The sequence below is a fragment of the Tunturibacter empetritectus genome, from assembly GCF_040358985.1.
GTDB lineage: Bacteria > Acidobacteriota > Terriglobia > Terriglobales > Acidobacteriaceae > Edaphobacter > Edaphobacter empetritectus.
This window is the reverse complement of the sequence record NZ_CP132932.1, coordinates 2,377,520-2,401,194: the sequence shown is the minus strand read 5'-3', so window position 1 is coordinate 2,401,194 and position 23,675 is coordinate 2,377,520. Positions and strand designations below refer to the sequence as shown.

Here is a 23,675-nt window from a genome sequence, read left to right as displayed (position 1 = left end):
GGAAGAGGATGTATGACACGACATAGCTGGGCAGGGTGCGTCTTCGCGTTTCTGTGTGCAACCGTGTCCATCGCGGCGGCACAAAACGCCGGAGATCTCGTCGTCGACCATAACATGCCGGCAACGATGCGAGACGGTATTAGGCTGCAGGCTGATATCTATCGTCCTAAAGGCGATGGAAAATATCCAGTTGTCCTGGTTCGTACACCGTATGGTAAAGCGGCTGGAGACCCTATCGCCCGTCTCATCACTTCGCACGGGTACATCACGGTTGTTCAGGATTGTCGTGGACGATTCGCTTCGGAAGGAAGTTGGTACGCGTTCCAGAACGAAGGTTCTGACGGTTACGACTCGGTAGAGTGGGCCGCATCGCTTCCAGGTTCCGACGGCAGGGTAGTGATGTGGGGTGGTTCCTACGTAGCAATCACGCAAGTGTTAGCTGCTGTCACATCACCTCCTCACCTGGTGGCCATCACCCCGTGGATGGTGCCCTCAAATTTTCACGAAGGCGTTATCTATCAGGGAGGAGCGTTAGAAAAAAATGTGACCGACAGCTGGGTGAGTGGAGTTTCAGCTGATCCCGTGACACAGAAACCACCTGCCGACCTTCACTCGGTAGATTTCTATCGCGACTGGCGTTTGCATCCGGACTATGACGAGTATTGGAAGCTGATGACGATCGACACGCGGCCAGAAAAGATACTTGCGCCAGGCCTTTACTTGAGTGGATGGTATGACGTCTTCATCTCGGGTGCCTTGCGTGACTACGAAAGCGTCAGCAAGCATGGCAATCCGGCAGTGCAAGCAAAGCAACGGCTGATCATCGGCCCGTGGACGCACGGAATGGCTTCCTCGAAGTCCGGCGATGTTGACTTCGGCCCTACGGCCAATCCTAATCCGTTGCTCGTCTTTGACTGGTATGACTTCATCTTGAAGGGAACAGCGAACCAGTTCAAGACCGAAAAGCCCGTAAAGCTTTTCGTCATGGGAAAGAACTCGTGGCGCGAAGAAGACGCATGGCCTCTTGCGAGAGCACAGAGCACTCGCTACTACCTGCACTCGGGCGGCAAGGCGAATTCACTCACCGGCGATGGCTCCTTGAGTCCCGCCACACCGAAGAAAGAGTCAAGCGATCAATATGTCTATGACCCCTCAAATCCTGTTTCAACTCAGGGTGGAGGGCTCTGCTGCGCCCCAACACCACCAGGTGGTGCGTTTGATCAACGCTCAATCGAACAGCGCCCCGATGTCCTCGTCTACACCTCAGAGTCCTTCAAGAACGACTTTGAGGTGACAGGAAACATACAGGCCGAAGTCTATGTGCGTTCATCCGCCGTGGATACCGATCTCACGGTTAAAGTCGTGGATGTAAGTCCCGACGGCTACGCCAAAAATCTTACCGACGGAATCTTGAGGTTGCGTTACCGAAACTCGATGGAGAAGCCTGAGCCGCTGAAGCCTGGTGAGATCTACAAAGCTACAGTGGCTGCCGGCCCTACCAGCAACGTATTTCTGCCCGGCCATCGCTTGCGCGTAGAAGTATCGAGCAGCAATAGTCCCCGGTTCGATTCCAACCCGAACACCGGAGCCAACTTCGATCAGGAAAAGAATCCGATCAAGGCGACGAACGCGATCTTTCATGACAGCGAACATCCCTCGGCAATCCTTCTGCCAGTTATTCCGCAGTAACAGAGCTGACTCACAGAAAATGCTGGTCCTTCGAATCCGGAGCAAAAAACCAAGGAGTTTGATTTGTCTCACGAAGAATCTCAGCTAAGCCGAAGAGAGTTGTTGAAGTTGGGTGCAATTGGCGCACTTTCAGCCGGCGTTTCTGCGCACGCAGCTTCTCTGGTCGAAGCTCTGCAGGAGCGGCCCCTTTCGCAGTCGCCTTCCATGAAAACCACTTACGATCTGTCACAACTGAGCTGGAAACTGATCGGTCTTTCTCCGTTTTACAGCAACTTTGCACAGACCCACGATGACGCTAGCTTTGCCGTGCCTGATGCTGGACCACTTACCGTTTCCATCCCGGTATCCGTGCAGGCCGCCTTGCTTAAAGCCGGCATCATCGAAGATTGGAACGTTGGCCTGAATGCGAGAAAGTGCGAATGGCTTGAAAATCGTGACTGGATCTATGAGGTAGCCATCCCTGATGAATGGCTGCAAAACGGTCAGCAAGTACGCGTTCGTTGCGCGGGCCTTGACTATGCTGGCGATATAGTCCTGAACAAAACAACGGTAGCTTCTTTCCGGAATTCGTTTGTTCCAGTTGTCGCCGACCTGACCTCTGCGCTCAAACCTTCTGGCAATGTGCTTTCCATTCGGCTGACACCGGGCCCTCGCTGGCTTGGACAGGTTGGCTACACGTCGCGCATGAACGAATGGAAACCACGATTCTACTTTGGTTGGGATTGGGTCAACCGCATCGTGCAGACGGCCATATGGGACACCGTCACGCTTGAAATCACTCATGGCGCGGAGATTAAGACACTCCGATGCTTTTCCGATGTCGATCTTGCTAGCGGCAAAGGCAAGCTAAAGGTCTGGGGCAGTGTTCATGGAGGCAGCAAGGTTCGAATCACGCTAACGGACCGCGCACGCGAGTTGAGAACTGTAGAGGTCAACGCTCCAGACTTTTCCAGTAGCGGCCTGCAATGGAATGAACTACCAGTCGATCTCTGGTGGCCGAATCGTATGGGTCCACAATCGCTCTACAACTTGGAAGTTGAGTTATTAGATGACCACGGACGTTTGCTAGAGCGTCAGTCCAGAAGAGTCGGTTTTAAGAGTATTGAGTGGCGGAGAACGAAGGGGGCGCCAGACACGGCCGATCCCTATCTTTGTGTTGTGAACGGGAAAGCCGTGTTTCTCTTCGGCGTTAACTGGACGCCGATCCGCCCTAACTTTGCCGATGTTCGAGAGGAAGACTACCGCAAGCGAGCGAACATTTATCGTGATTGCGGTATGAACCTGGTACGCGTCTGGGGCGGTGCCGTTCTCGAGAAAGAAAACTTCTACAACTTGTGCGACGAACTAGGGCTGTTAGTTTGGCAGGAGTTTCCTCTCTCAAGCTCAGGGCTGGATAATTACCCGCCGGACGACCCGGCCAGTGTGGATGAACTTGGCAAAATTGCTCAGTCATATATAGAACGCAGAGCGCATCATGTATCGCTTCTTCTCTGGTGCGGTGGTAACGAATTGCAGGATGACAAAAATGGCGTGAAGAGCAATCAGCCTACGCTGACCATCCGCAATCATCCAGCCGTCGTAAGAATGGCTGAAGTTGTCGCGCGCGAAGACTCAGGCCGACGTTTTCTTGCGACGAACCCGTATGGGCCCGTGGGTGTGTTTAGTCTCCAGGATTGTGGCAAGGGCGTGTTCTGGGATGTGCACGGACCGTGGAATCTCGACGGCCTACCGGAGGGGGAGTGGACGACGCTATGGGCCAGAGACGACGCCATGTTTCATTCCGAAATGGGTGCGCCCTCGACGAGTCCCGTCAGCATTATCCGGAAATATAAGGGAGATCTTCCTGAAGTGCCGGGCACGAGCGAAAATCCTCTATGGGCACGCCAATCCTGGTGGATCGACTGGCCGAAGTTCGCGAAAGAGAAAGGACGTGAACCACGAGATCTCGAAGAGTTCGTCGCATGGATGAACGCCCGGCAGGAAGCGGCATTGACGATCGCGCTACGATCGGTGCTGTCCCGCTTTCCGGCCTGCGGCGGTTTGATTATCTGGATGGGGCACGATTCTTTTCCGTGCACAGAAAATGCCTCCATCGTCGATTTTGACGGAAACCCTAAGCCTGTTGTTGCTGAGTTAGCGAAGCTCCTTAGCTGAAATTGACTTGATTCGAACCCAGTGGGCGAGCAAATATTGTCCGTAAATACAAGAACGACCGAGGACCCCAAACAACATGCATATCCCACTCACACCGCTTCGTTGCCTACTGCGGGCTTTGGACTTGTATCCCAACAAGATTGGGGTGGTTTCCGGGGATGGCCGATATACCTATGCGGAGTTCGTCGAGCGGTGTCGTCGAATAGCCGCAGGTCTCCTCGCCGAAGGAGTACAACCGGGCGACCGTGTAGGATTTCTCAGTTTCAATAGCAACGTATTGCTTGAGAGTTACTTTGCCGTTCCCCTAGCAGGAGGTGTTGTTATGCCTCTCAACGTTCGCCTTCATCGGAGTGAGCTTGAAGTCATTCTTAAGCATTCTCAACCTCGGTTAGTGTTCTATGAACAAGATTTCAGTCCTACTATCGAGCTCCTTCGAACAGCAATACCCGCCTGCCGCTTCATCCCCATCGACGAAGACTTGGATGACCGTCCGTCGCTTGTGACGTTAATGGCATTGGAGCCTGTGCCCCTACCTAATCTCATGTCTCTGGACGAAACAAGTATTGCCGAACTCTTTTACACAAGTGGAAGCACAGGCCGCCCAAAGGGCGTCATGTTATCTCATCGATCCCTCTACCTGCATGCATTGGCTCTTGCGGGCTGCCTCGACCACAGCGATAACCAGGTCATTCTGCACACGATCCCGTTATTTCACGCGAACGGTTGGGGCTTCCCCCATTTCGCGACGATGTGCGGCTTCAAGCACGTCATGGTTAGACGTTTCGACCCACTAGCTGTCTTCGGTCTCATGGAGGAAGAACAAGCATCGTTCACGATCCTCGTCCCCACCATGGCGGCAACTTTGGTTGCTTGCCCCGAACGCACGAAGTTCGATCTATCAAGCCTCAAACACATCATCATCGGTGGTGCAGCCGCATCGCCCGAACTGGTGGCGCAGCTCGAAGCCTTATTCCCTGGCTGCGCAATCATGGGTGGCTACGGTTTAACCGAGACATCGCCCGTCGTCAGCATTGCACGGCAGAAGAGCGCAATGACGTTTCCAGATGATGAACGCCGGCGGCAATTTGCTGCATCGGCGGGCTGGCCGAGTCTTGGCGTAGAGGTCCGCATCATCGACAATGCTGGAACTGATGTTCCGCAGGATAGTACTTCCGTCGGAGAAATTGTCGTACGTGGAGACAACATCATGGATGGCTACTTCCTCGAGCCCGACCTGACCCAAGATGCCATCGTGGACGGTTGGTTACGCACCGGAGATATGGCAGTTTGGAACGAAGAACGCTGCGTTAAGGTTGTAGACAGGAAGAAGGACGTCATCATCAGTGGTGGAGAAAACATAGCATCAATTGAATTGGAACATGCGATTCAGGCACATCCCGACGTCGTCGAGTGCGCCGTAGTCGCCGCTCCGGACCCCCGGTGGGGAGAGGTGCCAGTCGCAATCGTTGTTACACGGAACAACTCCACGATCACCGAGGAGCAATTGCTTGAGTGGGCGGGTAAGCAAGTAGCTAAGTTCAAGCTTCCGAAACAGTTTGTCCTCCAGAAGGAACCACTCCCAAAGGGAGGGACGGGTAAGATTCTGAAATATCAGCTCCGAGAGCAGTTTTGGAATGGCAAAGAGAAGCGAATACAGGGCTAGCGATGGAGAGTATTGACCCGAAATCGCAACTATCTAGTCAGCACACCTGAGCGGAAGCTTCGACACTACCAAATTCAGAAGAAAGCAGGCCACTATGATTGACAACACACACGACTCAAGGCTGTCTTGAGCGAGGACGAGAAGTTGCTTCAAGAGTCCGTGCGCAATTTCGCACGGAAAGAGATAGCGCCTTTGGGTGCATTCTATGGATGAGGTACAGAAGATTGATTCCGCCTTGGTGAAAAAGCTCTTCGATCAAGGCCTGATGGGGATTGAAATGCCGGAAGAGTTCGGCGGTGTGGGCGCTTCATTCTTTAGTTCGATTCTCACCATTCAGGAAATTTCCGCCGTTGACCTGCGGTCGGAGTGATGGCCGACGTACAAAACACACTGACTGTGAATGCACTCTTGCAGTACTCTAAAAACGCGCGGAAGCAACACCACCTTCCTCGAATTGTGACTGACCTGGTCTGTTTCTATGCGCTAAGCGAAGCGAGTTCGGGATCGGATGCTTTCGACTCACAACAACGCCCCGCAAAGATGGTGAGCACTACGTTTTCAATGGAAGCAAGCTATGGATATCAAACACTGCTGAAGCAGCTGTTCATTGTTTTCACGACCGTGGATTCGCTGCTTGGATATAAGAGAATTACGACATTCCTGGTGACCAGGATACTCCGGGCTTCTCGGTCGTCACAAGGATGACAAGCTGGGGATCAGAGCGTCGTCTACTTGCGAGCTCATATTTAAGATTGTCGGGTCCCGCTTCCTCGCTGCTTGGAGAGGTTGGTAAAGGCTACAAAATCGCAATTGAAACCCTGAACGAAACCGCATCGGTATCTCCGAGCAGATGCTGGGGCTCGCCATACGAGCATGGACACACGCGCTGAAGTACACGCAGGAGCGAATCCGTAAGCTGAAACGCCGAGGCGACAGCACTCTCCGGCAATTCCTCGCGGAAGACATCGAAGACGGTTCGGTCAAGAGTTGCTGCTTTCGCGATAGGTGTACCCTCAACTAAATTGGACGCTGTTAATCTCCAGGCACCAAGACTAACCCAAAGTGACCATCGAATCGTAAACGGATTACCTGGTGCGAAGACTGGCAAAGATATCACTTCCGCCTTGGAATGAAAAGGATCGCAAACCCAAAACCCGCGGCAAAGGCACTCCTCGGCGCTGAACCACCACGCCAGTGCGCCGGTCAATCCAGTACTTAATTCTGCAAATATACTCGTTCCGGTGCTGCTTCGCTCTCTCCTACACTTCACACGAGGAACACCAGACCATGTCTACCGATAACCCAATGCCTGTCGATCACTATGCCGGCTACCGCGGCTTGCCAGCGCTCGTCGGCCTGATGGATATGAAATCTGCCTCAACCCACGGCCTCACTATCACCGAATCCGTCGAACGCCTCAAACGTCTTCACTGGGCGCTCCGGCGTCTCCACGGGATCTTCGTCGCCCACCTTGCCTCCATGCCCATCTATGAACTCAAGATGGCCTTTTCGCTCCACGCACACTACTGTGCCGAACATGTTCTGCACCTCGCCGGCCGCATCCGCGAAATGCGTCAGCCTCCTTACGGTCTTGATAACACACCGCACCCGTCGCTCGACATCTTCTTCGATGAAATCCTCGCCGCTCCCAGCACGCCCGCTCTCATCCTCGGCCTCTACGAACACGCGATCCCCGTTGTTCACTCCTCACTTGAAGCCTTGCTCCGCGACACCAGCCGACTCTTCGATCATCCCACCTATCGCGCAGCTCGCTTCGCCCAAGTCGAGTTCTCCGAGATTTGCGATTATGCAGGCTCAGCCGTCCACGCTATGGTCACCAATACTGACCGCGCGACGCTTGGCGGGTGGTCCACATCTCTCCAAAGCATTCTCGCCCACGCAGGCGGTCTTGACGGCACTATGCCGCATGCCACAGCCGAACCGGTGCGTGTTTTCTCCGCCCAGCCTTTTCACTACAACTCCATCCCACAGCGCGACGAACGTTTCATCGATCCCTACAACATGGGCGTCAACGCCGAAGCTATGCTCTTCAACCCCGAGATCCCGGCGCAACCCAAGACCCTCATGCTGTTCTTCAAACGCATGCGTGAGATCGACGTTCCGGAGATGATGTCCTCCATCCTTGCCGAGACTCCCGGCAAGCCGTGGGAGTACTACCGCGACATGACCCGCCAACTCTGGGACGAGGCCCGTCACGCCATGATGGGTGAGGTCGGCTTCGTTTCGCTCGGCATCGACTGGCGCGCCATCCCCTTCAACTTCACCTGGTCGTTAGGTCTCAACACTATGCTGGAACCGCTTGAGCGACACGCCGTTCTCTTCACCATCGAGCAAGGGCTCATGCCCAAGAAGAACGGCAAGGAGTACGAGTGGGAGGTCGCCGTCGCATCTGCCAATCGCCTGTCCGAACTCATCCAAGACTATGACTGGGCCGATGAGATTGTCCACGCAAAGGTGGGCCGCGACTGGCTCGTTCCGCAGATCGGTTCACAGGCTGAAGCACTTGCCTTCGGGGACAAAAGCTGGTCACGCACTCTAGTTGACTGGGCAAAGTGGCGCGAAGACAGACTCACCGATCACCGCAACTGGTGGGCTGAGGTCTATAGCAAGGCATGCGAACACTGGGGCATTGCGCCCGATCCAAATATCCTCGCCTACAACGCTACCTACGAATCCCTCCGCCCTGACATGAAAGAAGTCAGTGCCTGATTTTCTTAGAAAAGGACAACGTCGAATACCGAATGTCTGCAACTTCCATCACCATTACCTTCTCCTTCACCGGCGAGACTGTGCCCTGGACCGGCGAGTACCCGACCATCCTCAAGCTCGCCGAGGCGCACGACATCGCTATCAGCGCCGGCTGCGAATACGGCGACTGCGGCACCTGTCTCACTGACCTTATCTCGGGTGAAGTCGAATACCTGCACAACACCGGCATTACGCCCGAGCCCGGCACCTGCCTGCCCTGCTCCTGCCGTCCGAAAACCTCCGTGGAGTTGCGCGCCTGATGCCCACCCAAGCTCAAGCCATTGTTACCGACGGGCGCGGGCACTTCGCGCTGGAAGACGTCACGTTGGATGATCCAGAGCGCAACGAAGTCCTCGTAAAAATTCGCGCCTCCGGTGTCTGCCATACCGATTTCGACTCCATGAGCTGGGGACGTCGCATCATCCTGGGCCACGAAGGGGCGGGTATTGTCGTTGCCACTGGTCCGGACGTCACACGCGTCAGCCCCGGCGACCGCGTGCTGCTGAACTGGGCCATCCCTTGCGGACAATGCTTCCAATGCCGCCGCGGCGCGGAAAACATCTGCGAAGAGCAGCCCGTAGTCCCCGATGCCCGCTACGGTGGCAATCTCAATTCCAGTTTTCACCTCGGCACCATGAGCACCCACGCTATCGTGCCTTCGCAAGCAGTCGTGCCAATCAATGTCTCGATCCCGTTCCCGCAGGCCGCCATCCTGGGCTGCTGCGTCATGACGGGCTTCGGCTCCGTCATCAATGTGGCACGCGTCCCAGAGGGAGACTCCGTCGTCGTCCTTGGCTGCGGTGGTGTGGGTTTGAGCGTGATTCTCGGTGCCGTTCACGCGCGCGCCGCAAAGATCATCGCGGTCGATCTCAACAGCAACCGCCTTGAGCTTGCGCGTCGGATCGGCGCTACCGATACGGTTCAGTCTCTGCGCGAAGATACAGGTCTGCTGGAAGCCGCTGCACGCGTCCGCACTCTCACCGGTCGCGGCGCCGATTTTGCCTTTGAGTGCACCGCCGTCCCTGCACTCGGCGCTGCGCCACTGGCTATGGTCCGCAACGGAGGCACCGCCGTCGCCGTCAGTGGAATCGAGGAATTCGTCTCAATCGATATGCAGCTTTTCGAGTGGGACAAGATCTACATCAATCCGCTCTATGGCCAATGCCGTCCCTTCGCCGACTTTCCTAAGCTTCTCTCGCTCTACGCCGCCGGTTTTCTTAAATTGGATGAGATGATTACCCGCACCTACCCGCTCACTGAGCTCGCCGAGGCCTTCGAGCACATGCATCTCGGGCTCAATGCCAAAGGAGTTCTTCTTCCGTATGGCGCCTGAATTCCACGGCCCCTTCGATCCAGTCGAGCTATCCGATCCGGAGCTTGAGCATGACGGCTTGCGTCACCTTACTTTCCATTCGCCAGCTCTCCGCGGCCGCGGTGACGTCAGCCTCTTCATCCCGCGAGGCTCTACGTTCCCAGCCGAGCTTCCCCTTGTGCTCTTGCTCCACGGCGTCTACGGCAGTCATTGGGCCTGGTTCCTGAAAGGCGCCGCGCACCGCACGGCACAAGATCTCATCGACCGCGGTGAAATTCGCCCTATGCTCCTGGCCGCACCGTCCGACGGGCTCAGCGGGGATGGCTCAGGTTACTGGCCTATGCCCGGCCGCGACGCTGAAGCATGGATAGCGCACGACGTTCCAGCTTGCATCCGCGAAAAGTTCTCCTCGCACGGGCCGACTTTTCTCTGTGGCCTCTCGATGGGTGGCTACGGCGCTCTTCGTATTGGCTTCAAATATTCCGACCGCTTTCGGGGCATCTCCACGCACTCGTCTATCACGCATGCCGAGCAGATGCACAACCTTGTCCGCGACCGCGACCTCAACTTGTCCGCCATGCCCGTGTATGAACACGACATTCTTCACTGGGCGCGCAAGCATCGTGATCAGCTTCCGGCTGTTCGCTTTGACTGCGGAACGGACGACTCGCTGTTCAACGCCAGCGCTATACTTCACCGCGAGTTAGACAACCTTAGCATCCCGCACACCTACGAGACCTTTCCAGGTGGACACGAATGGTCCTACTGGCGACAACACATTGAAAGCACATTGCGCTTCTTTCACTCACTCCTCAGCAAATGAAATCTTCTCAGGCTGACGAGGCAGTCGGCGTGAACCTCTCAAGCTCACCGAAGAATCAGCTCTGAGCAATGGCAGCCGCATCGGACTCGAGCGACCGTCCTTTGGTCTCCGGAAAGGCAAAAAACACGATGAAAAGCTGCAGCATCATCATGGCGGCGAAGAAGTAGAACGGTAGCGAGCGAGAGATGCTGAGTACAACCGGGAACGCCGCCGAGATGATGGCGTTGGTAATCCAATGCGCATTGCTACCCAACGCCTGCCCTTTCTCACGTACGTCCAGCGGAAAGAGCTCGGAGATATAGACCCACGTCACGGCACCCTCAGAGAATGAAAACGACCCGCAGTAGGCGATCAGCAGCCAGAGCAGCCAACTCGCGTGAGTACCGAATTGGAAACAGTACCCGATGAGTACGAGCACCCCTGCCATCGCAACCGAGCCCATCATCAGGAGAAAGCGTCGGCCAACTCTGTCAATGAAAAACATGGCGAGCACGGTAAATACAAGGTTGGTGGCTCCGATCGCAACGCCGCGCAACGAGCCCGAGACCGAGCTAAGGCCCGACGCCGAAAAAATATCGTTCAGAAAATAGAGAACAGAGTTGATCCCGGTCAATTGGTTGAAAGTTCCCATCGTCAGAGCAAGGAAGATGGCTCGCGTATGAGAACTTGTAAATAGGCGAGCACGGTAGCCCCGACGGCCCTCCTCCGCCAAGAGCGCATCCATCCGGGCGATTTGCGCCGCCGGATCGGCCTCGCCGATGCGTTGGAGAATTGCCAGAGCCTCATCACGACGATTACGTTTCACAAGCCAGCGCGGACTTTCTGGGATGGCGATAAGTGCGAGTAGAAAAGCAGCCGCCGGAATTGCAGTCACGCCAAGCTCCCATCGCCACTCCGTCGCACCCAGCCCACGCAGTCCAACGAGATAATTCGAAAAGTAAGCCAGCAGAATTCCGATGACAATGTTGATCTGAAACATCGCGACAAGCCGTCCGCGGAGGTCGGCTGGGGCGATCTCCGCAATGTACATTGGAGCCAGCACACTGGCGGCGCCGATGCCAAGGCCGCCTGCAATGCGGAAGACAATCAGCACTGGCCAGCTGAAGCTCAACGCGCAACCGATGGCCGATACAATGAAAAGGAGCGCCGAAATTCGCAAACAAGACGACCTGCCGGAGTGTTCGGCGCCGAAGCCTGCCAGAAGTGTGCCGATGATCGTGCCGAGAAGGGCGCTTGAAACCGTGAATCCCAACGTGATCGGCGTTAGATGAAATGCAGTGATGAGCGAAGCCGTCGTGCCGGAGATGACCGCTGTATCGAGACCGAAGAGCAGGCCCCCGAGAGCGGCGATCAGCGTGGAGAGAAGCAGCAAAGGGGTCCACCGCGATCGCGTAGCCGGTCGAGGGAAGTAAGCAGGGACAATTGACACGTGTAATGAGTCTCCGTCAGAACGTCAACCGTTCACAGAGAAAGTTATCGGTTGCGGCATGCGCATGCCCTCTATTTGATTGACGGGAATGTGTACTCAGTTGAGCGGTACAGCAGCATTGCTGAACATCTCAAAGAAGAGCCGGGACTTCCCTTTCCTGCGCTGAAACTACTTGTTGAAATGTGAAATGCAAAATGCGCGGCAACTGAGATACGTTAGCCGTTCACATTTACGCTCATGGTGCGGCCCTAGGCACGTTGAAAGAAACGGAGAAGATGGAAGGCTATTCACATACAGCTTCTGCGCAAACCGCACTTAGTTAATCTCCTCCTCATCGCAGCCTTTCACACACAGAAAGTTGCAGATGATACTGATGAGCTTCTGGTCTTCCGCCATTATGGCTGTAGCATGTGTGTACGCAAGAGTACTTCAGCAGTCGCTGTGTGGGCGAGCGCTTCCAATATCTCCAGCAGTTCAAGGATTTGAACCGAGTCGGATCGCGTTGGAAGAGTGCGAATTTACCATGGAGCAGGTCTTTTTGCTACCTAGCAAAAGAGAAAGCAAAATCCAGCGTGGCACGATGCAGAAAGCTGCCAAAGAAAGCACCTCGGCAGGGAGAAGAATATGTTCCCCAGAAGCTCAGCTACTTGTCTCGAACTATTTGCTTTCGAGGAAGGTCCAGTTACAGGCATCGCATCCCGTTCCTCAGCACCATTAATCGCCTATCTGTGCAACGCGTTGAATACGAGGATCCGTGAAGATGTCGAACTCGTCACGGCTGGCGCTAGAGAATTCAGACACGACTGCACCCTCAGGACCACCCTGAAACCAATGCAGCGTATTGTGTGGGATCGTATATTGTTCACCAGGTCGAAGCTCAACCTCGTGAAACACGGTATAGTACGGAGCACTCTCTTTCGGAACCTGAGACTGAATCGTTTCGGCCGCAACCCCCTCGACATAAAGCCAGACCAACCCTTGGAGGCACCGAAAGGTTTCATCTTTGCCGGGATTGTCTCCAAACGGAGGATGCCGATGCTCAGGAAAAGTCTGCCTCGCAAAGAGCACCAACTCTTTCGCACAATAGCGAGACGTGTTGATATAAGTCACAAGTTCGAGACCTTCGACTTCTAAATGGTTCAATCCCAAATCAGCCACTTCAATGTTTGCTGCCTCCGAAGCAGTCAACACAATTCCGGCCTCGTTTAGAACCTGAGCAGCTCGTGACTGAGCAGCCAACACTTCATCTCTTTTCATTGCACCTCTTTCCATATGTCCCGCCCGCTCACAACGAGCAGCTCAAACGACATAATCGCTTGCAAAAATTCCTTAGGCAGCGGCGCACCAGGTTAAAAACTGAGTACGCCGCCTACCGAAGCCGACTTCCAAAACTAGAAGGTCTGCTCTTCAAAGAAACCACGAGTCGGGTTTGCTGTAGCAGATACCGGTCGGGCGAAGTAGTCTTGCCCGCCATTGCTTGTGATGAGTGCACCACTGCCAACAGCCGGCGAAGCGCTCTCCACCTGATACCCGGTAACCGATCCGATACCAACGGGCGCCGTAGACAATGCACTCACAAACTGTGGGTCGCTTGTGATCTTGGATAGGTCGGCCGGCTCGGTGGCGGGGTGATTCCCATAAAATAAATTGTTCGAGATCACGCCTCCTCCCGTCGGTGTGGGTACCAAGTAGCCTCCAGAGCCGAAATTGGCAATGATATTGTTCTGAAAGCTGTATTGTCCACTTGGGCTGGTGCCGCAGCTATCACAGTAAATTGGTTGAGATGGCAATCCCGAGGCGATATATACGGTGTTGTTGTAGATCGAGGTATTGGGTATCACCCCACTGTCAGAGAAAGTAAAGACGCCCTTCACACCGCCATATGAGTCGTTGACGCTCAGGTTATAGCGCACGATCAGGTTTGAACTGCTGGCGTCTTCCATCACAATGAAGCCACCCTGATTATCGTGACTATAGTTGTATTGGACGATGGTGTTGACGGATGCGGCATCAACGTCATACCCTTCCCCATCGGTGTAATGCGTTAGAGTGCCGTACACCTCGTTATACTGCACGATGGTATTCTCCGAGCGCGTAGGCCAGAGTCCGGCCGAGGCTGGTTCCGTCGAACCTACGATGGTCTTCTGCCCCGCATTCGCTACAACGTTGTGATCGATCATTCCTCCCAGCGCGCCGGCGACTATAATGCCGTCACTGTCGATGTTGTTCACAGTGTTCTGCTCTACCGTTACTCCTGTACTGAGATGCGCAGCGTCAAGGTTCAGCAGGTACCCGGTCGAATAATCATAAAATGTGATGCCTGTGCGACCTACGTTCGCAACTTTGTTGTATCCGATGTAAACACCGTTATAGCTGCTGAATCCGAACCACAAAAGGGCGAGGGGATTACCTCCGTCAGCGACGACAACAATACCGCCATTCATATGTGCGTCATATCCGTTACAGTTGAAGCAGCCATTCACATCGTGGACATAGTTGTGCTGGATCGTAATCCCGCTTATGATGACCCCGCTCTCGTTGTCTACGAAGATGCCGCTCCGATTGACTCCCGGTGTAGTCAGCGTCCCGAAGTTATTCACTCCAGAGTCGCTCACGACCTCCAGATTTTCGATCGTCCAGTAGGACTGGGCAAGAAGGTAAACGGCCCCGCCACCACTGAGAGAGGCTCCGTTAATGATCGGCATCGGTCCGGTCGAATAGCTCGAAATCGTAATGGGCAAACCAGCCGAGCCAGAACCCAACGGATGCAGTTGACCTGCAAATGTGTCACCCGCACGAAACAAGATAGAGTCTCCGGGTGAAAACGTAGTAGCGCTTACCTTCGCGAGAGTTTGCCAAGGCGTCATTAAACTGGTGCCCGATGAAGTATCTGAGCCGTTTACTGAGTCAACGTAATATGTAGTTGCGTTTGCCGTTGCGCACGTTAAAAGCAGTCCCGAAACGAAAACAGCCAACAGTGGCGAGGCAAAAGACAGGCGTAGCACCCTCAATCCATTCTTTTGCATCCACCTTGACACATCGCAGAGCCGATTGCTCAATACTTTACTAGAAGATGAAGAGCCTGATGAACGGAACATAGATCCTCCTGAATTCTTGGCAAGCGCAAACACCCGGTAGAGGCGTGTGCGATGGTTGGATTTCAGGCATCTGAGGCTGTGCCATAACCAGTTCGTTACAGTACACCGGCAAACACCCAGGTCGATAACGCCGCGTTCCTTCGAGTGATCTCTACTACTGTTGTGCTCGAGGGTTACGATCTTTCTCACTTCCGTAATTGCAAGCTGTCGTTTCTTCGAGAGAGCGACGCTTTTGGTCGTAACGAAAGCGAATAGGACAACATAGAATGCAGGACTATCATGAGAGAAGAAAAACAAAACTCGTGACCTTACGTTTTGAAGCTGAAGTCAGTATTTTTGCCACACCCCTTTTAGCGGACTCTGTCCAACACCCGGTACGCTGTAATCGCATACTCCCAATGGAAAGATCGATTCCAGGCGAGCCATCTCACCGTGAGTGAATGGCCGCACGTAGTCTTTGGGGTCAATCGGCTTCAGGGTGCACTTCAGGATGTCTTCCCGCAGCGGTTCGCCTGCGGCGATTCTCGGATCTCCATGAGGTGGATACAGGCGATTGCAGCGTCCATCCCCTTCGTATGTTCTCTTCTCGACAATTTTTTCCCCTTCATCAGACCAACAGGCATCCGTAATATCTGCTGGCCTGGCGGCGGCGATCTTATCGATCAGATTTCGTTGCGATGTATCTTTCGAAAGAGCGTCGAGCCACTGATCCATCTTGGGAACAAGCGTCACTCCCACTCCAGCAAAGGAAGCAGATGGATTTGCAGTGGGTCTCAATGCGAGCGGGATAGTCATAATGACTTGGTTTTCGGCGCTGCCATTCGCCGCGATCAAACGCGCCCGAGTAGCAAACGATCTGTATTCATCGTGGATATCCGGTTGAGTATCGGTGTATTGGCGTACATCAATAATCGGAATAGAGCCCAGACCTCCGTGGCCGGTATCAACCCGTCCCGTTGAGTATGCGAGATGCAATGCCCCTGGATCTGCGGTCGTTCGCTGACTCACCACATTTCCGTCAGCATTGAAACCACCGATGCCCGCGTTCAATTCAAAGAATTCGTCCGCACTGATGGTCCCCTTGTTGAGGGCTGCCAAACCGTATTGGACACCAACGTTATCGAGCGCTCGCCGAGCGAGATGCGTGGCCGGGTCAGTGCCGAACACGTTGAGTGCATTGTCGTAGTAATCGCAACGAGCGCCCTTCGGATGCTTCACTGGGTCATAGACCAGATCTGCCGGCAGTGCTTCGTTGCATGCCGCAGCCCCAACAAGCTTGGGTGAAAATCCCTGCTGGATCCACGAGTCATTCGGATTCGTACAACTTCCCCACGTAGCAAATCCTGATACAGCCGTCTTCTTCTCATCGGACCATGCATGCGACGAGTGATCAAAGAAGTGCGCTAATAGGCTGCAATCCACAACACCGGGCAAAATCGTTGCGGCATCGGGAAAGCTTGCTATGGGAATAATGCCGTCTAGCACGCCGGGATAGTCCTGGGCGATCAAATGCTGCTGAATGGATCCGCCGGATCCGCCAAATCCGATAGTGTGCACGGGCACACCATAACTCTTGATGAAGTGTTCTTTCACCATCTCCGCAGTCTCGGCAGAGATCACATCATTGCAGTTGTTCTGTAACACGTTGAGCGAGGTGACGACGTCAGCGTAACCAAACGAAACAAACAACGGATTCACACCGTCGAAAGTGCGGCCTTGGTGGTAACCGCCACCACATCCGCCGGCAAAGTGAAAAACCAACCGCCCATTCCACCCGGCCGTTTTTGTCCATGGATCGGGCAGGGGCGTCCCTGGTTCATGCAGGAACGATATGTCATAAATCGCCCGGTTGATCGTGCCTCTTTCCCAGCGCACGACATACGGGACCTTCTTACCTTCTGTTGTGGTGGCCTCAGCCAAGTCACTCGGCCGAGGTGCTGTTGAATCGTAAACCTTGAATCCCGGAGGAATTGCGTCCGCTGCAGGCCGACCCTCCTGTCCCGCGACAGGAGGGTCGGTCGATTTGTACAGATACATCACTTTGGTCTTCACGCTGCAATCGGAATCAATCGGCGCGCCCAAGCCGGATTTCTCCGTCTCACAAACGAAGGGGGCTTGATGAAGGCCGGAGAAAACAGGGCCCGCGATAGCGTGATTCACGATCGTGAGGTGAGCTATGACGTTGTGGCCTGACTTCACGTTAAGATGGTTCTCTCCCGCCGATAGCCCCTTGACTAGACCGATCAATGTCTGGGTACGGGAGTTCAAATGAAAGACGCTTGTGACGTTTCGATTGTCGTCCCACACGGTTATTTCTTTGGCATCTTTCGGACCCGTGATTTGAACCAGCGCATCTCCGCCGCTCACCATGTCAGGCCGTGATGATAGAACACTGATTTCGACCACAGGATCACCGAAGGCAAAAGCTGGGAACAACGCGGTCGAGCTCAGGAAAAGCGACGCCACGGCAAAGCAGCAAGTCTTCGCCAAGTAACTGTTGGATCCTTGTCGGCGAACCGTACCTAGCATTAGGTGAAATGCAGTGATCAGCGAAGCCGTGGATCTAGAGGCGACTGCCGTATCGAGGCCAACGAGCTTGCAACCGAGTGCGGCGACCCGAGTCGACGACGACAGATGCGTCCACCGTGAACGCGTTGGAGGCTGGCGAAAGGAAGTAGAGGTCATGGACACGTGTAGTGATTCTCCGTCGGAACGGCAAAACATTCACAAAGAAAGGTATCGGTTGCGGCATGCACATGCCCTCTATGTGATTGACGAAAATGTGTACTCAGTTGAGCTGCACGGCAGTGTTGCCAAACGTGGCACGGAAGAGTCGAGGAGTCTTCCCTTTCCTGCGTTGGAACTGCCGGTTGAAATGTGAGTAGTTGCCGAAGCCGACCTCGAAGGCAATCTCCAAGATCGATTTGTCCGTCTCCTTTAGCAGATGTGCGGCGACAGAGATACGGTAGTTGTTCACGTATTCGGTCATGGTGCGGCCCGTCGCGCGGTGAAAGAAGCGGCAGATGGAAGCCTGACTCATATGCAGCTTCTTCGTAAGCCGCGCGTAGTCGATCTCTTGATCGTAGTGCTCACACAGAAAGTGGCAGATGGTATTGATGCGCTTCTGGTCTTCCGCCTTAACCGGCGGCAAAACGTGCGTGCGCGAGAGCGCATGGGCAGTGGCCGTGCTAGCGAGTGTGTCCAGTATCTCCAACAAAACTAGAATCTGAGCAGAAGTAGATCGTGTCGGAAGAGTAAGAATTTGCGCATGCAGCAAGGCTTTTTTGCTCTCATTAGCAAAAGAGAAGGCAAACCCTTGCGTGGCACGATCCAGAAAGCGTCGCAAAGAACGCATCTCAGGCAGGGAGAAGAATATGTTCCCCAAAAGCTCGAGGCGAAACTGGAGAACAAACGCGCGATTCGGGCCTCCTACTAGACCTGAACGATAGGTGTGCGGCAAATTCGGTCCCAGTAGGACAAGATCTCCAGGGCCATATTCCTCGATCGAGTCGCCAACAAGACGTTGCCCTGAGCCTTCGAGGATGAGCGTGAGTTCAAATTCGGGATGATAGTGCCAGTAGAAGGGAAACGAAGTCTCCGAGCGCTCAAAAGCGTAGAGAACCCGCTCTTCACCTCCGACCTTTTCAAAGCGAGCGCGCATGGAGGGACCACTTCAGTTATTACAGGACCGGAAGGATACTATACTGCCCGTTGCAATGAATCCAGTCAACTGAACACAACTCGGGAGACGACACTTAATTAGACCAGAAAAGCCGCGATGGTAATAGATGGCGCCGTTGACGCTCTCTCATCAGGATTCGATTAGACAAATATCACTGTTCGATCGTTTGCTCCAAAGAATATCGTTGGGCAGCGTATCGTGTTCTCGGAGGGAAAAAAACCTCATGAGCAATCATTCGGCGGCTACAGAAGCCAACCAGCGTAGAAGGCTACATGGTGATCAGCCAGCTTAGGCGCGGCCTGTCTCCACCGCAGAAAGCCCTCAATATATTGGACAGGCAGTTGACAGCCGCACGCTGCTAAATTTCTAGTTCTCCCAAATATGCATCCGCAAAGTCCTCACAGAAGTCTCTGGTTATTGATCAACCCAACTCATGGGCTAGAGGGCGAAGCTGCCCAGCTAACAGGAGGTGGTTATGTTTCAGTGGAAAGATTAACTTCTACTGATCCTTCTAGCTTTCAAATTGCAAGTCGCTGCGGGCGTTATCTCCGAGGCCTCGGAGTTCGCCGCGCGTTCAAAGCGTATGAGTACTACTCGCAATCGCTTTGTCACACGTCGTGGAAGAGGAACAAAAGTAATTACGTAGTCTCGCAAAGGGTCGTCTCCACTTGTCTGTATTGCAAAATCGCAATTTGATATTGGATATTGATGGAGAGGCATCGGCACTGCGCTCTTGCGGTTAGATAAAAAGGAGAAATGAAGAAGCACGTCTTAGAGATCTGAAGGATTGCAGGGTGCAGCTACATGCATGCCTATATCTCTTGTTCCAGCTGTCGCTTATCTATCGTCGTTGCACTGCTCTTTCTGGAGACCCGGGCATTTCTCGGGAAAACGCATCGAAGATCTTGGACGTCCCCGACGCGCTATCAACCTCTGAGACGACCCTGTGAAAAGATTAGTTCAATTGAATTCGTGCGAACTTAAGAGGAAGTTACAAATGACTTTTCTACCGCGTTTCGCGGCTGGGTTTAGCACAGCGATAACCCTCACCCTTGCCGCTGCCTTCCTCGCGCCTGCCTGCTCTTCGTCTGCTAAGGCCCAATCTCCAGAGCAGCTCTCAAGGATAATTCAGTCACTCTCACCTGAATCGCAAACGGTGATCGAACGTCTCTCGAACTTCGACAATCTTCCTGCCGCTGAGTGGCGCTATCACGCAGGCGACGTCCCTCACGGCGAAGCTCTTGACCTTGATGACACCAGCTGGCCTGTGATCAAAGCCCGCAGCGAGGCCCCCAATGAAGCCGTCTGGTATCGACGCGTCGTTGAAGTCCCCAAAACCCTCAACGGCTACGACCTCACCGACGCGCGCATCTGGTTCAGCTTCCATGCTAACGCCAACGGCCCCATGCCGCAGATCATTTACTTCAACGGCCGCCGCGTGGCGCTTGGCGATGATATCGAACCCATCTTCCTCTTCGATCATGCCAAACCCGGTGACAAAGTCCTCATCGCCGTCAAACTTCTTCACACCGTCGACAAAAAGACCTTTGCCGGCGCCACGCTCAAGATTGACTTCGCCCCCCACCGCCCCAATCCCGAAGATCTTCGCATCGAGTTTCTCACCTCTTCCATTCTCATTCCAACGCTCTCCAAAAATCCCACACAAGACATGGCAACTCTCCAACATGCCATCACCACAGTGGATCTCTCCGCGCTCAACGCCAATGACCAGTCGAAGTTCGACGCCTCGCTCACACAGGCGACCAAAGAACTTGAGCAGCTTAAGCCCATGCTGCAACAAGTCACTTTCCACCTTGCCGGCAACTCGCACATCGACGCCGCCTGGCTCTGGCCCTGGACCGAAACCGTTGACGTCGTCAAGCGCACCTTCAGCACCGCACTCCAACTCATGAACGAGTATCCCGACTACACCTACACCCAGTCCGCCGCACAATATAACGCCTGGATGGCCGACAAATACCCGCAGATGAACGACGAGATCAAACAGCGCATCAAGGAAGGCAGATGGGAGGTCGTCGGCGGCATGTGGGTGGAACCGGACCTCAACATGCCCGACGGAGAATCCATCGTACGCTCCATCCTCATCGGCAAACGCTGGTACCAGCAACACTACGGCGTCGATGTACGCATCGGCTGGAACCCCGACTCCTTCGGCTACAACTGGCAGCTTCCTCAGATCTATAAGCGTTCCGGCATCGATTACTTCGTTACCCAGAAGATGGCTTGGAACGACGCTAACCAGCTCCCCTTCAAACTCTTCTGGTGGGAGTCGCCCGACGGCAGCAGGGTCCTCACTTATTTCCCTCACGACTATTACAACGACAACCTCAATCCCCTTCGCCTCTCCGCCGATCTCGCCATCTCGCGCCAGCGCTCACCAGGAATGGAAGACATGATGGATCTCTATGGCATCGGCGACCACGGCGGCGGACCTACTCGCGTCATCCTCGATGAAGGCCAGCACTGGGCACAACCGGACAGGGTTATACCCAAAATGCACTTCGGCCTCGCCCAGTCTTTTTTCACCGACGCCGAACAAAAAGTCTCCACCACGTCACCCGAGTGGAACTACGAGTCCATCGCCAAAGGCTATACTTTTCCCAAACTAGAGGAAGGTAAAATCGTCATCCCCACCTGGAAGGATGAAATGTACTTGGAGTACACCCGCGGTGTCATGACCACCCAAGCTAACCACAAACGCAACATGCGCGAGAGCGAAGAGTGGGCCCTGAACTCTGAGAAAGTCGCCTCCCTCGCATGGCTGCAAGGTGACCCGTACCCTAATAATGGGTTCAATGAAGCCTGGAAAAAAATCGTGTTCAACCAGTTCCACGATCTCGCCGCCGGCTCAGGCATCGGCGTCATCTATAAAGACGCACAAGAAGACTACGAGCAGGTTCGCCGGGCCACCAGCGAAATTTCAACGAAGGCCCTGCAAACGCTCTCTGCGGAAATCAACACCAGCGTAGGCGGCGACGTTCCTATCCTCGTGTTCAATTCCCTTGCATGGCAGCGTGACGGTCTCGTAATGGCCGACGTCCAACTTACCGCAGCCAGCGCGAACGGCGTCTCAGTCATTGACGCGCGCGACCACGTCCTGCCATCAACCGTCCTCGAATCAAACTTGAAGACCAACACCTATAAGCTCCTCATCGAAGCCAGGTCCGTCCCCTCTATGGGCTATGAAATCCTCCACGTAATTCCCGGCAGAAAGCGCTTCGCCAGCGATCTCAAAGCCAGCGGCACCACCATGGAAAACGCCGCCCTGCGTGTTGTGATCGATCCTAAAACAGGTTGCATCACTAGCCTATTCGACAAGAAATCAAATTTCGAAAGCCTCGCCAAGGGCGCCTGCGGCAATCAACTACAAACCTTCACGGACACACCTAAGGATTTCGATGCCTGGAACATCGACCGGGGTACTCTCGATCGTATGACCCCCATTGAGAACGTCGATTCAGTCAAACTCATTGAGAGCGACGCGGTGCGCGCCATCGTGCGCGTCACCCGGACCTGGCAAAGCTCGAAATTCCTTCAGGACATAACCCTCTACGCTAATGCGAACACCATCAGCGTTGACAACGACATCGACTGGCACGAGACCCATATCCTCCTTAAGGCGGCTTTCCCGCTCGCCGTCACCGCACCGATGGCGACCTACGAGATTCCCTATGGCACCATCGAACGTCCCACAACCCGTAACAACTCCTGGGAGCAAGCCAAGTTCGAAGTCCCCGCGATGCGCTGGGCCGACCTTGGCGACACCCAACACGGCTTCAGCCTTATCAATGAATCAAAGTACGGCTACGATGGCGTAAACAACCTCCTCCGCCTCTCGCTGCTCCGCTCCCCAACATGGCCCGACCCCGAAGCCGATCGCGGCCATCATCACTTCGGCTATCAACTCTACCCGCACGCCGGCACTTGGCAGCAGGCGCTCACCGAACGTCAGGGCTACGAGTACAACTACAAGTTGTGGGCGGTCCAGGTCGAAGCCCACACTGGCACCCAGCTCGCCGAGCACTCCTACCTCTCCGTCGAACCGGAGAACGTCGTCCTTACCGCCGTGAAAAAAGCCGAAGACGCGAACGGCCTGATCTTCCGCGTCGTTGAGTGGGCCGGCAAGCAATCCAACGTCACCTTTACCCTGCCCTCGGGAGCTACAACCGTGACATGCACCAACCTTATGGAGAAGCCGCTCGGCGAACCCCTACCCATAAAAGCTAACGAGGTCACGCTTCCCATCCGCCCCTATGAGATACTCACCATCCGCGCCGACTATCCGCATCCGTTGGAGCAGGCACAAACAAAATAAACTGGAGTCAGCCACCAACCAACAAGAGCGGGCCCTGAGCAGCCGAGACACCCGCACATGTTCGTTTTAGTGGGATCTACGAGCTGCCCTTCGGTAAAGCACGCGCATTCCTGAACGACAGCCTGCCTCGCTGATCCTTTATCGGAGGATGGCAGACGGGGACCATCCTGCGCTATCAGAGCGGAGCTTCCCTACCGTTCCATTGCGCCTTCGGAGTTTATGACTGGGACAATTAGGTCCATCTGCCGGCAGTGCGAGCCTTGCCCAGGCAACGGTGAGCCGATGCCGTTTATGGAACTGTCTCTGATCTCGTGCGTAAGTTCCAAGCGGTCTGCACACTTGCCCATCAGGGCAGCAAGGCTATGACCTGTTGCACAGGCGAAAGGCAGCCAGAGGATTAGGAGCGAAGGTATCCCACGACTGAAAGAGCCCCGTCCAAAGCATATAAGGGCGAATGAATTCGCGCAGATCTTGCGCAAGACCGCTCGATATCGGGAGAGTCCAGATGAGCAGCGCAGCTACATGCATAACCACAACCCCCCTTGTCCATCCGCTGGGTCTGCTTTCGGTGGTTATAATGGAAAAGCTGCTTCTTTCCCTTAAGTACATTCATTGGTCGGTGCTCCTCATCGTTCGACCTGACTCGATTCAGTCAAACAACTGCTGTTAATATTTGCGTTCAGAATCGACCGTAAGCTCTGGGAATAACCGATGCCGACA

At 54.5% G+C, this 23,675-nt stretch carries 14 protein-coding genes; 9 read left to right on the top strand and 5 right to left on the bottom strand.

Annotated features, from left to right (window positions below):
* The first annotated feature begins 12 nt into the window (after positions 1 to 12).
* From RBB75_RS09870 to RBB75_RS09835, 8 genes are all read left to right on the top strand, one after another.
* A complete protein-coding gene (locus RBB75_RS09870) occupies positions 13 to 1,689 on the top strand; it encodes a CocE/NonD family hydrolase (RefSeq protein WP_179640703.1) in 1,677 nt (558 codons plus the stop codon).
* A 102-nt stretch (positions 1,690 to 1,791) separates the two neighbouring features.
* Positions 1,792 to 3,843, top strand: coding sequence for a glycoside hydrolase family 2 protein (locus tag RBB75_RS09865; RefSeq protein WP_179640702.1), 2,052 nt, complete (start codon positions 1,792 to 1,794; stop codon positions 3,841 to 3,843).
* A 76-nt stretch (positions 3,844 to 3,919) separates the two neighbouring features.
* Positions 3,920 to 5,506: a long-chain-fatty-acid--CoA ligase gene (locus RBB75_RS09860; RefSeq protein ID WP_353070321.1), complete on the top strand. Its 1,587-nt coding sequence runs from the start codon at positions 3,920 to 3,922 to the stop codon at positions 5,504 to 5,506.
* A 205-nt stretch (positions 5,507 to 5,711) separates the two neighbouring features.
* Positions 5,712 to 5,876 (top strand): acyl-CoA dehydrogenase family protein, encoded by a 165-nt coding sequence (locus RBB75_RS09855; RefSeq protein WP_257031332.1) that lies wholly within the window; start codon positions 5,712 to 5,714, stop codon positions 5,874 to 5,876.
* A gap of 917 nt (positions 5,877 to 6,793) precedes the next feature.
* A complete protein-coding gene (locus tag RBB75_RS09850; protein WP_353070319.1) occupies positions 6,794 to 8,236 on the top strand; it encodes a hypothetical protein in 1,443 nt (480 codons plus the stop codon).
* Positions 8,237 to 8,268: 32 nt separating this feature from the next.
* Positions 8,269 to 8,535 (top strand): 2Fe-2S iron-sulfur cluster-binding protein, encoded by a 267-nt coding sequence (locus RBB75_RS09845; RefSeq protein ID WP_179640699.1) that lies wholly within the window; start codon positions 8,269 to 8,271, stop codon positions 8,533 to 8,535.
* Entirely contained in the window at positions 8,535 to 9,608 is a 1,074-nt protein-coding gene (locus tag RBB75_RS09840) for an alcohol dehydrogenase catalytic domain-containing protein (protein ID WP_353070318.1), read from the top strand. The genes RBB75_RS09845 and RBB75_RS09840 overlap by 1 nt, the downstream gene beginning before the upstream one ends.
* Positions 9,598 to 10,410: an alpha/beta hydrolase gene (locus tag RBB75_RS09835; protein WP_179640697.1), complete on the top strand. Its 813-nt coding sequence runs from the start codon at positions 9,598 to 9,600 to the stop codon at positions 10,408 to 10,410. The genes RBB75_RS09840 and RBB75_RS09835 overlap by 11 nt, the downstream gene beginning before the upstream one ends.
* Positions 10,411 to 10,465: 55 nt before the next feature.
* On the opposite strand, the gene RBB75_RS09830 is transcribed toward RBB75_RS09835, so the two are convergent.
* From RBB75_RS09830 to RBB75_RS09810, 5 genes are all read right to left on the bottom strand, one after another.
* Positions 10,466 to 11,839, bottom strand: coding sequence for a sugar porter family MFS transporter (locus tag RBB75_RS09830; protein WP_353070317.1), 1,374 nt, complete (start codon positions 11,837 to 11,839; stop codon positions 10,466 to 10,468).
* Between the two features lie 714 nt (positions 11,840 to 12,553).
* Complete coding sequence (locus RBB75_RS09825) at positions 12,554 to 13,096, bottom strand: D-lyxose/D-mannose family sugar isomerase (RefSeq protein WP_179640696.1); 543 nt, start codon at positions 13,094 to 13,096, stop codon at positions 12,554 to 12,556.
* Positions 13,097 to 13,230: 134 nt separating this feature from the next.
* Positions 13,231 to 14,544 (bottom strand): right-handed parallel beta-helix repeat-containing protein, encoded by a 1,314-nt coding sequence (locus RBB75_RS09820; RefSeq protein WP_179640695.1) that lies wholly within the window; start codon positions 14,542 to 14,544, stop codon positions 13,231 to 13,233.
* Positions 14,545 to 15,264: 720 nt separating this feature from the next.
* Positions 15,265 to 17,427 carry a DUF6351 family protein gene (locus RBB75_RS09815; RefSeq protein WP_353070316.1) on the bottom strand — a complete coding sequence of 721 codons (2,163 nt, stop codon included), beginning with the start codon at positions 17,425 to 17,427 and terminating at the stop codon, positions 15,265 to 15,267.
* A gap of 298 nt (positions 17,428 to 17,725) precedes the next feature.
* Positions 17,726 to 18,598: a helix-turn-helix domain-containing protein gene (locus RBB75_RS09810; protein ID WP_179640693.1), complete on the bottom strand. Its 873-nt coding sequence runs from the start codon at positions 18,596 to 18,598 to the stop codon at positions 17,726 to 17,728.
* Positions 18,599 to 19,616: 1,018 nt separating this feature from the next.
* Here RBB75_RS09810 and RBB75_RS09805 point away from each other — a divergent pair.
* Positions 19,617 to 22,955, top strand: coding sequence for an alpha-mannosidase (locus tag RBB75_RS09805; RefSeq protein WP_179640692.1), 3,339 nt, complete (start codon positions 19,617 to 19,619; stop codon positions 22,953 to 22,955).
* Positions 22,956 to 23,675: the final 720 nt, after the last annotated feature.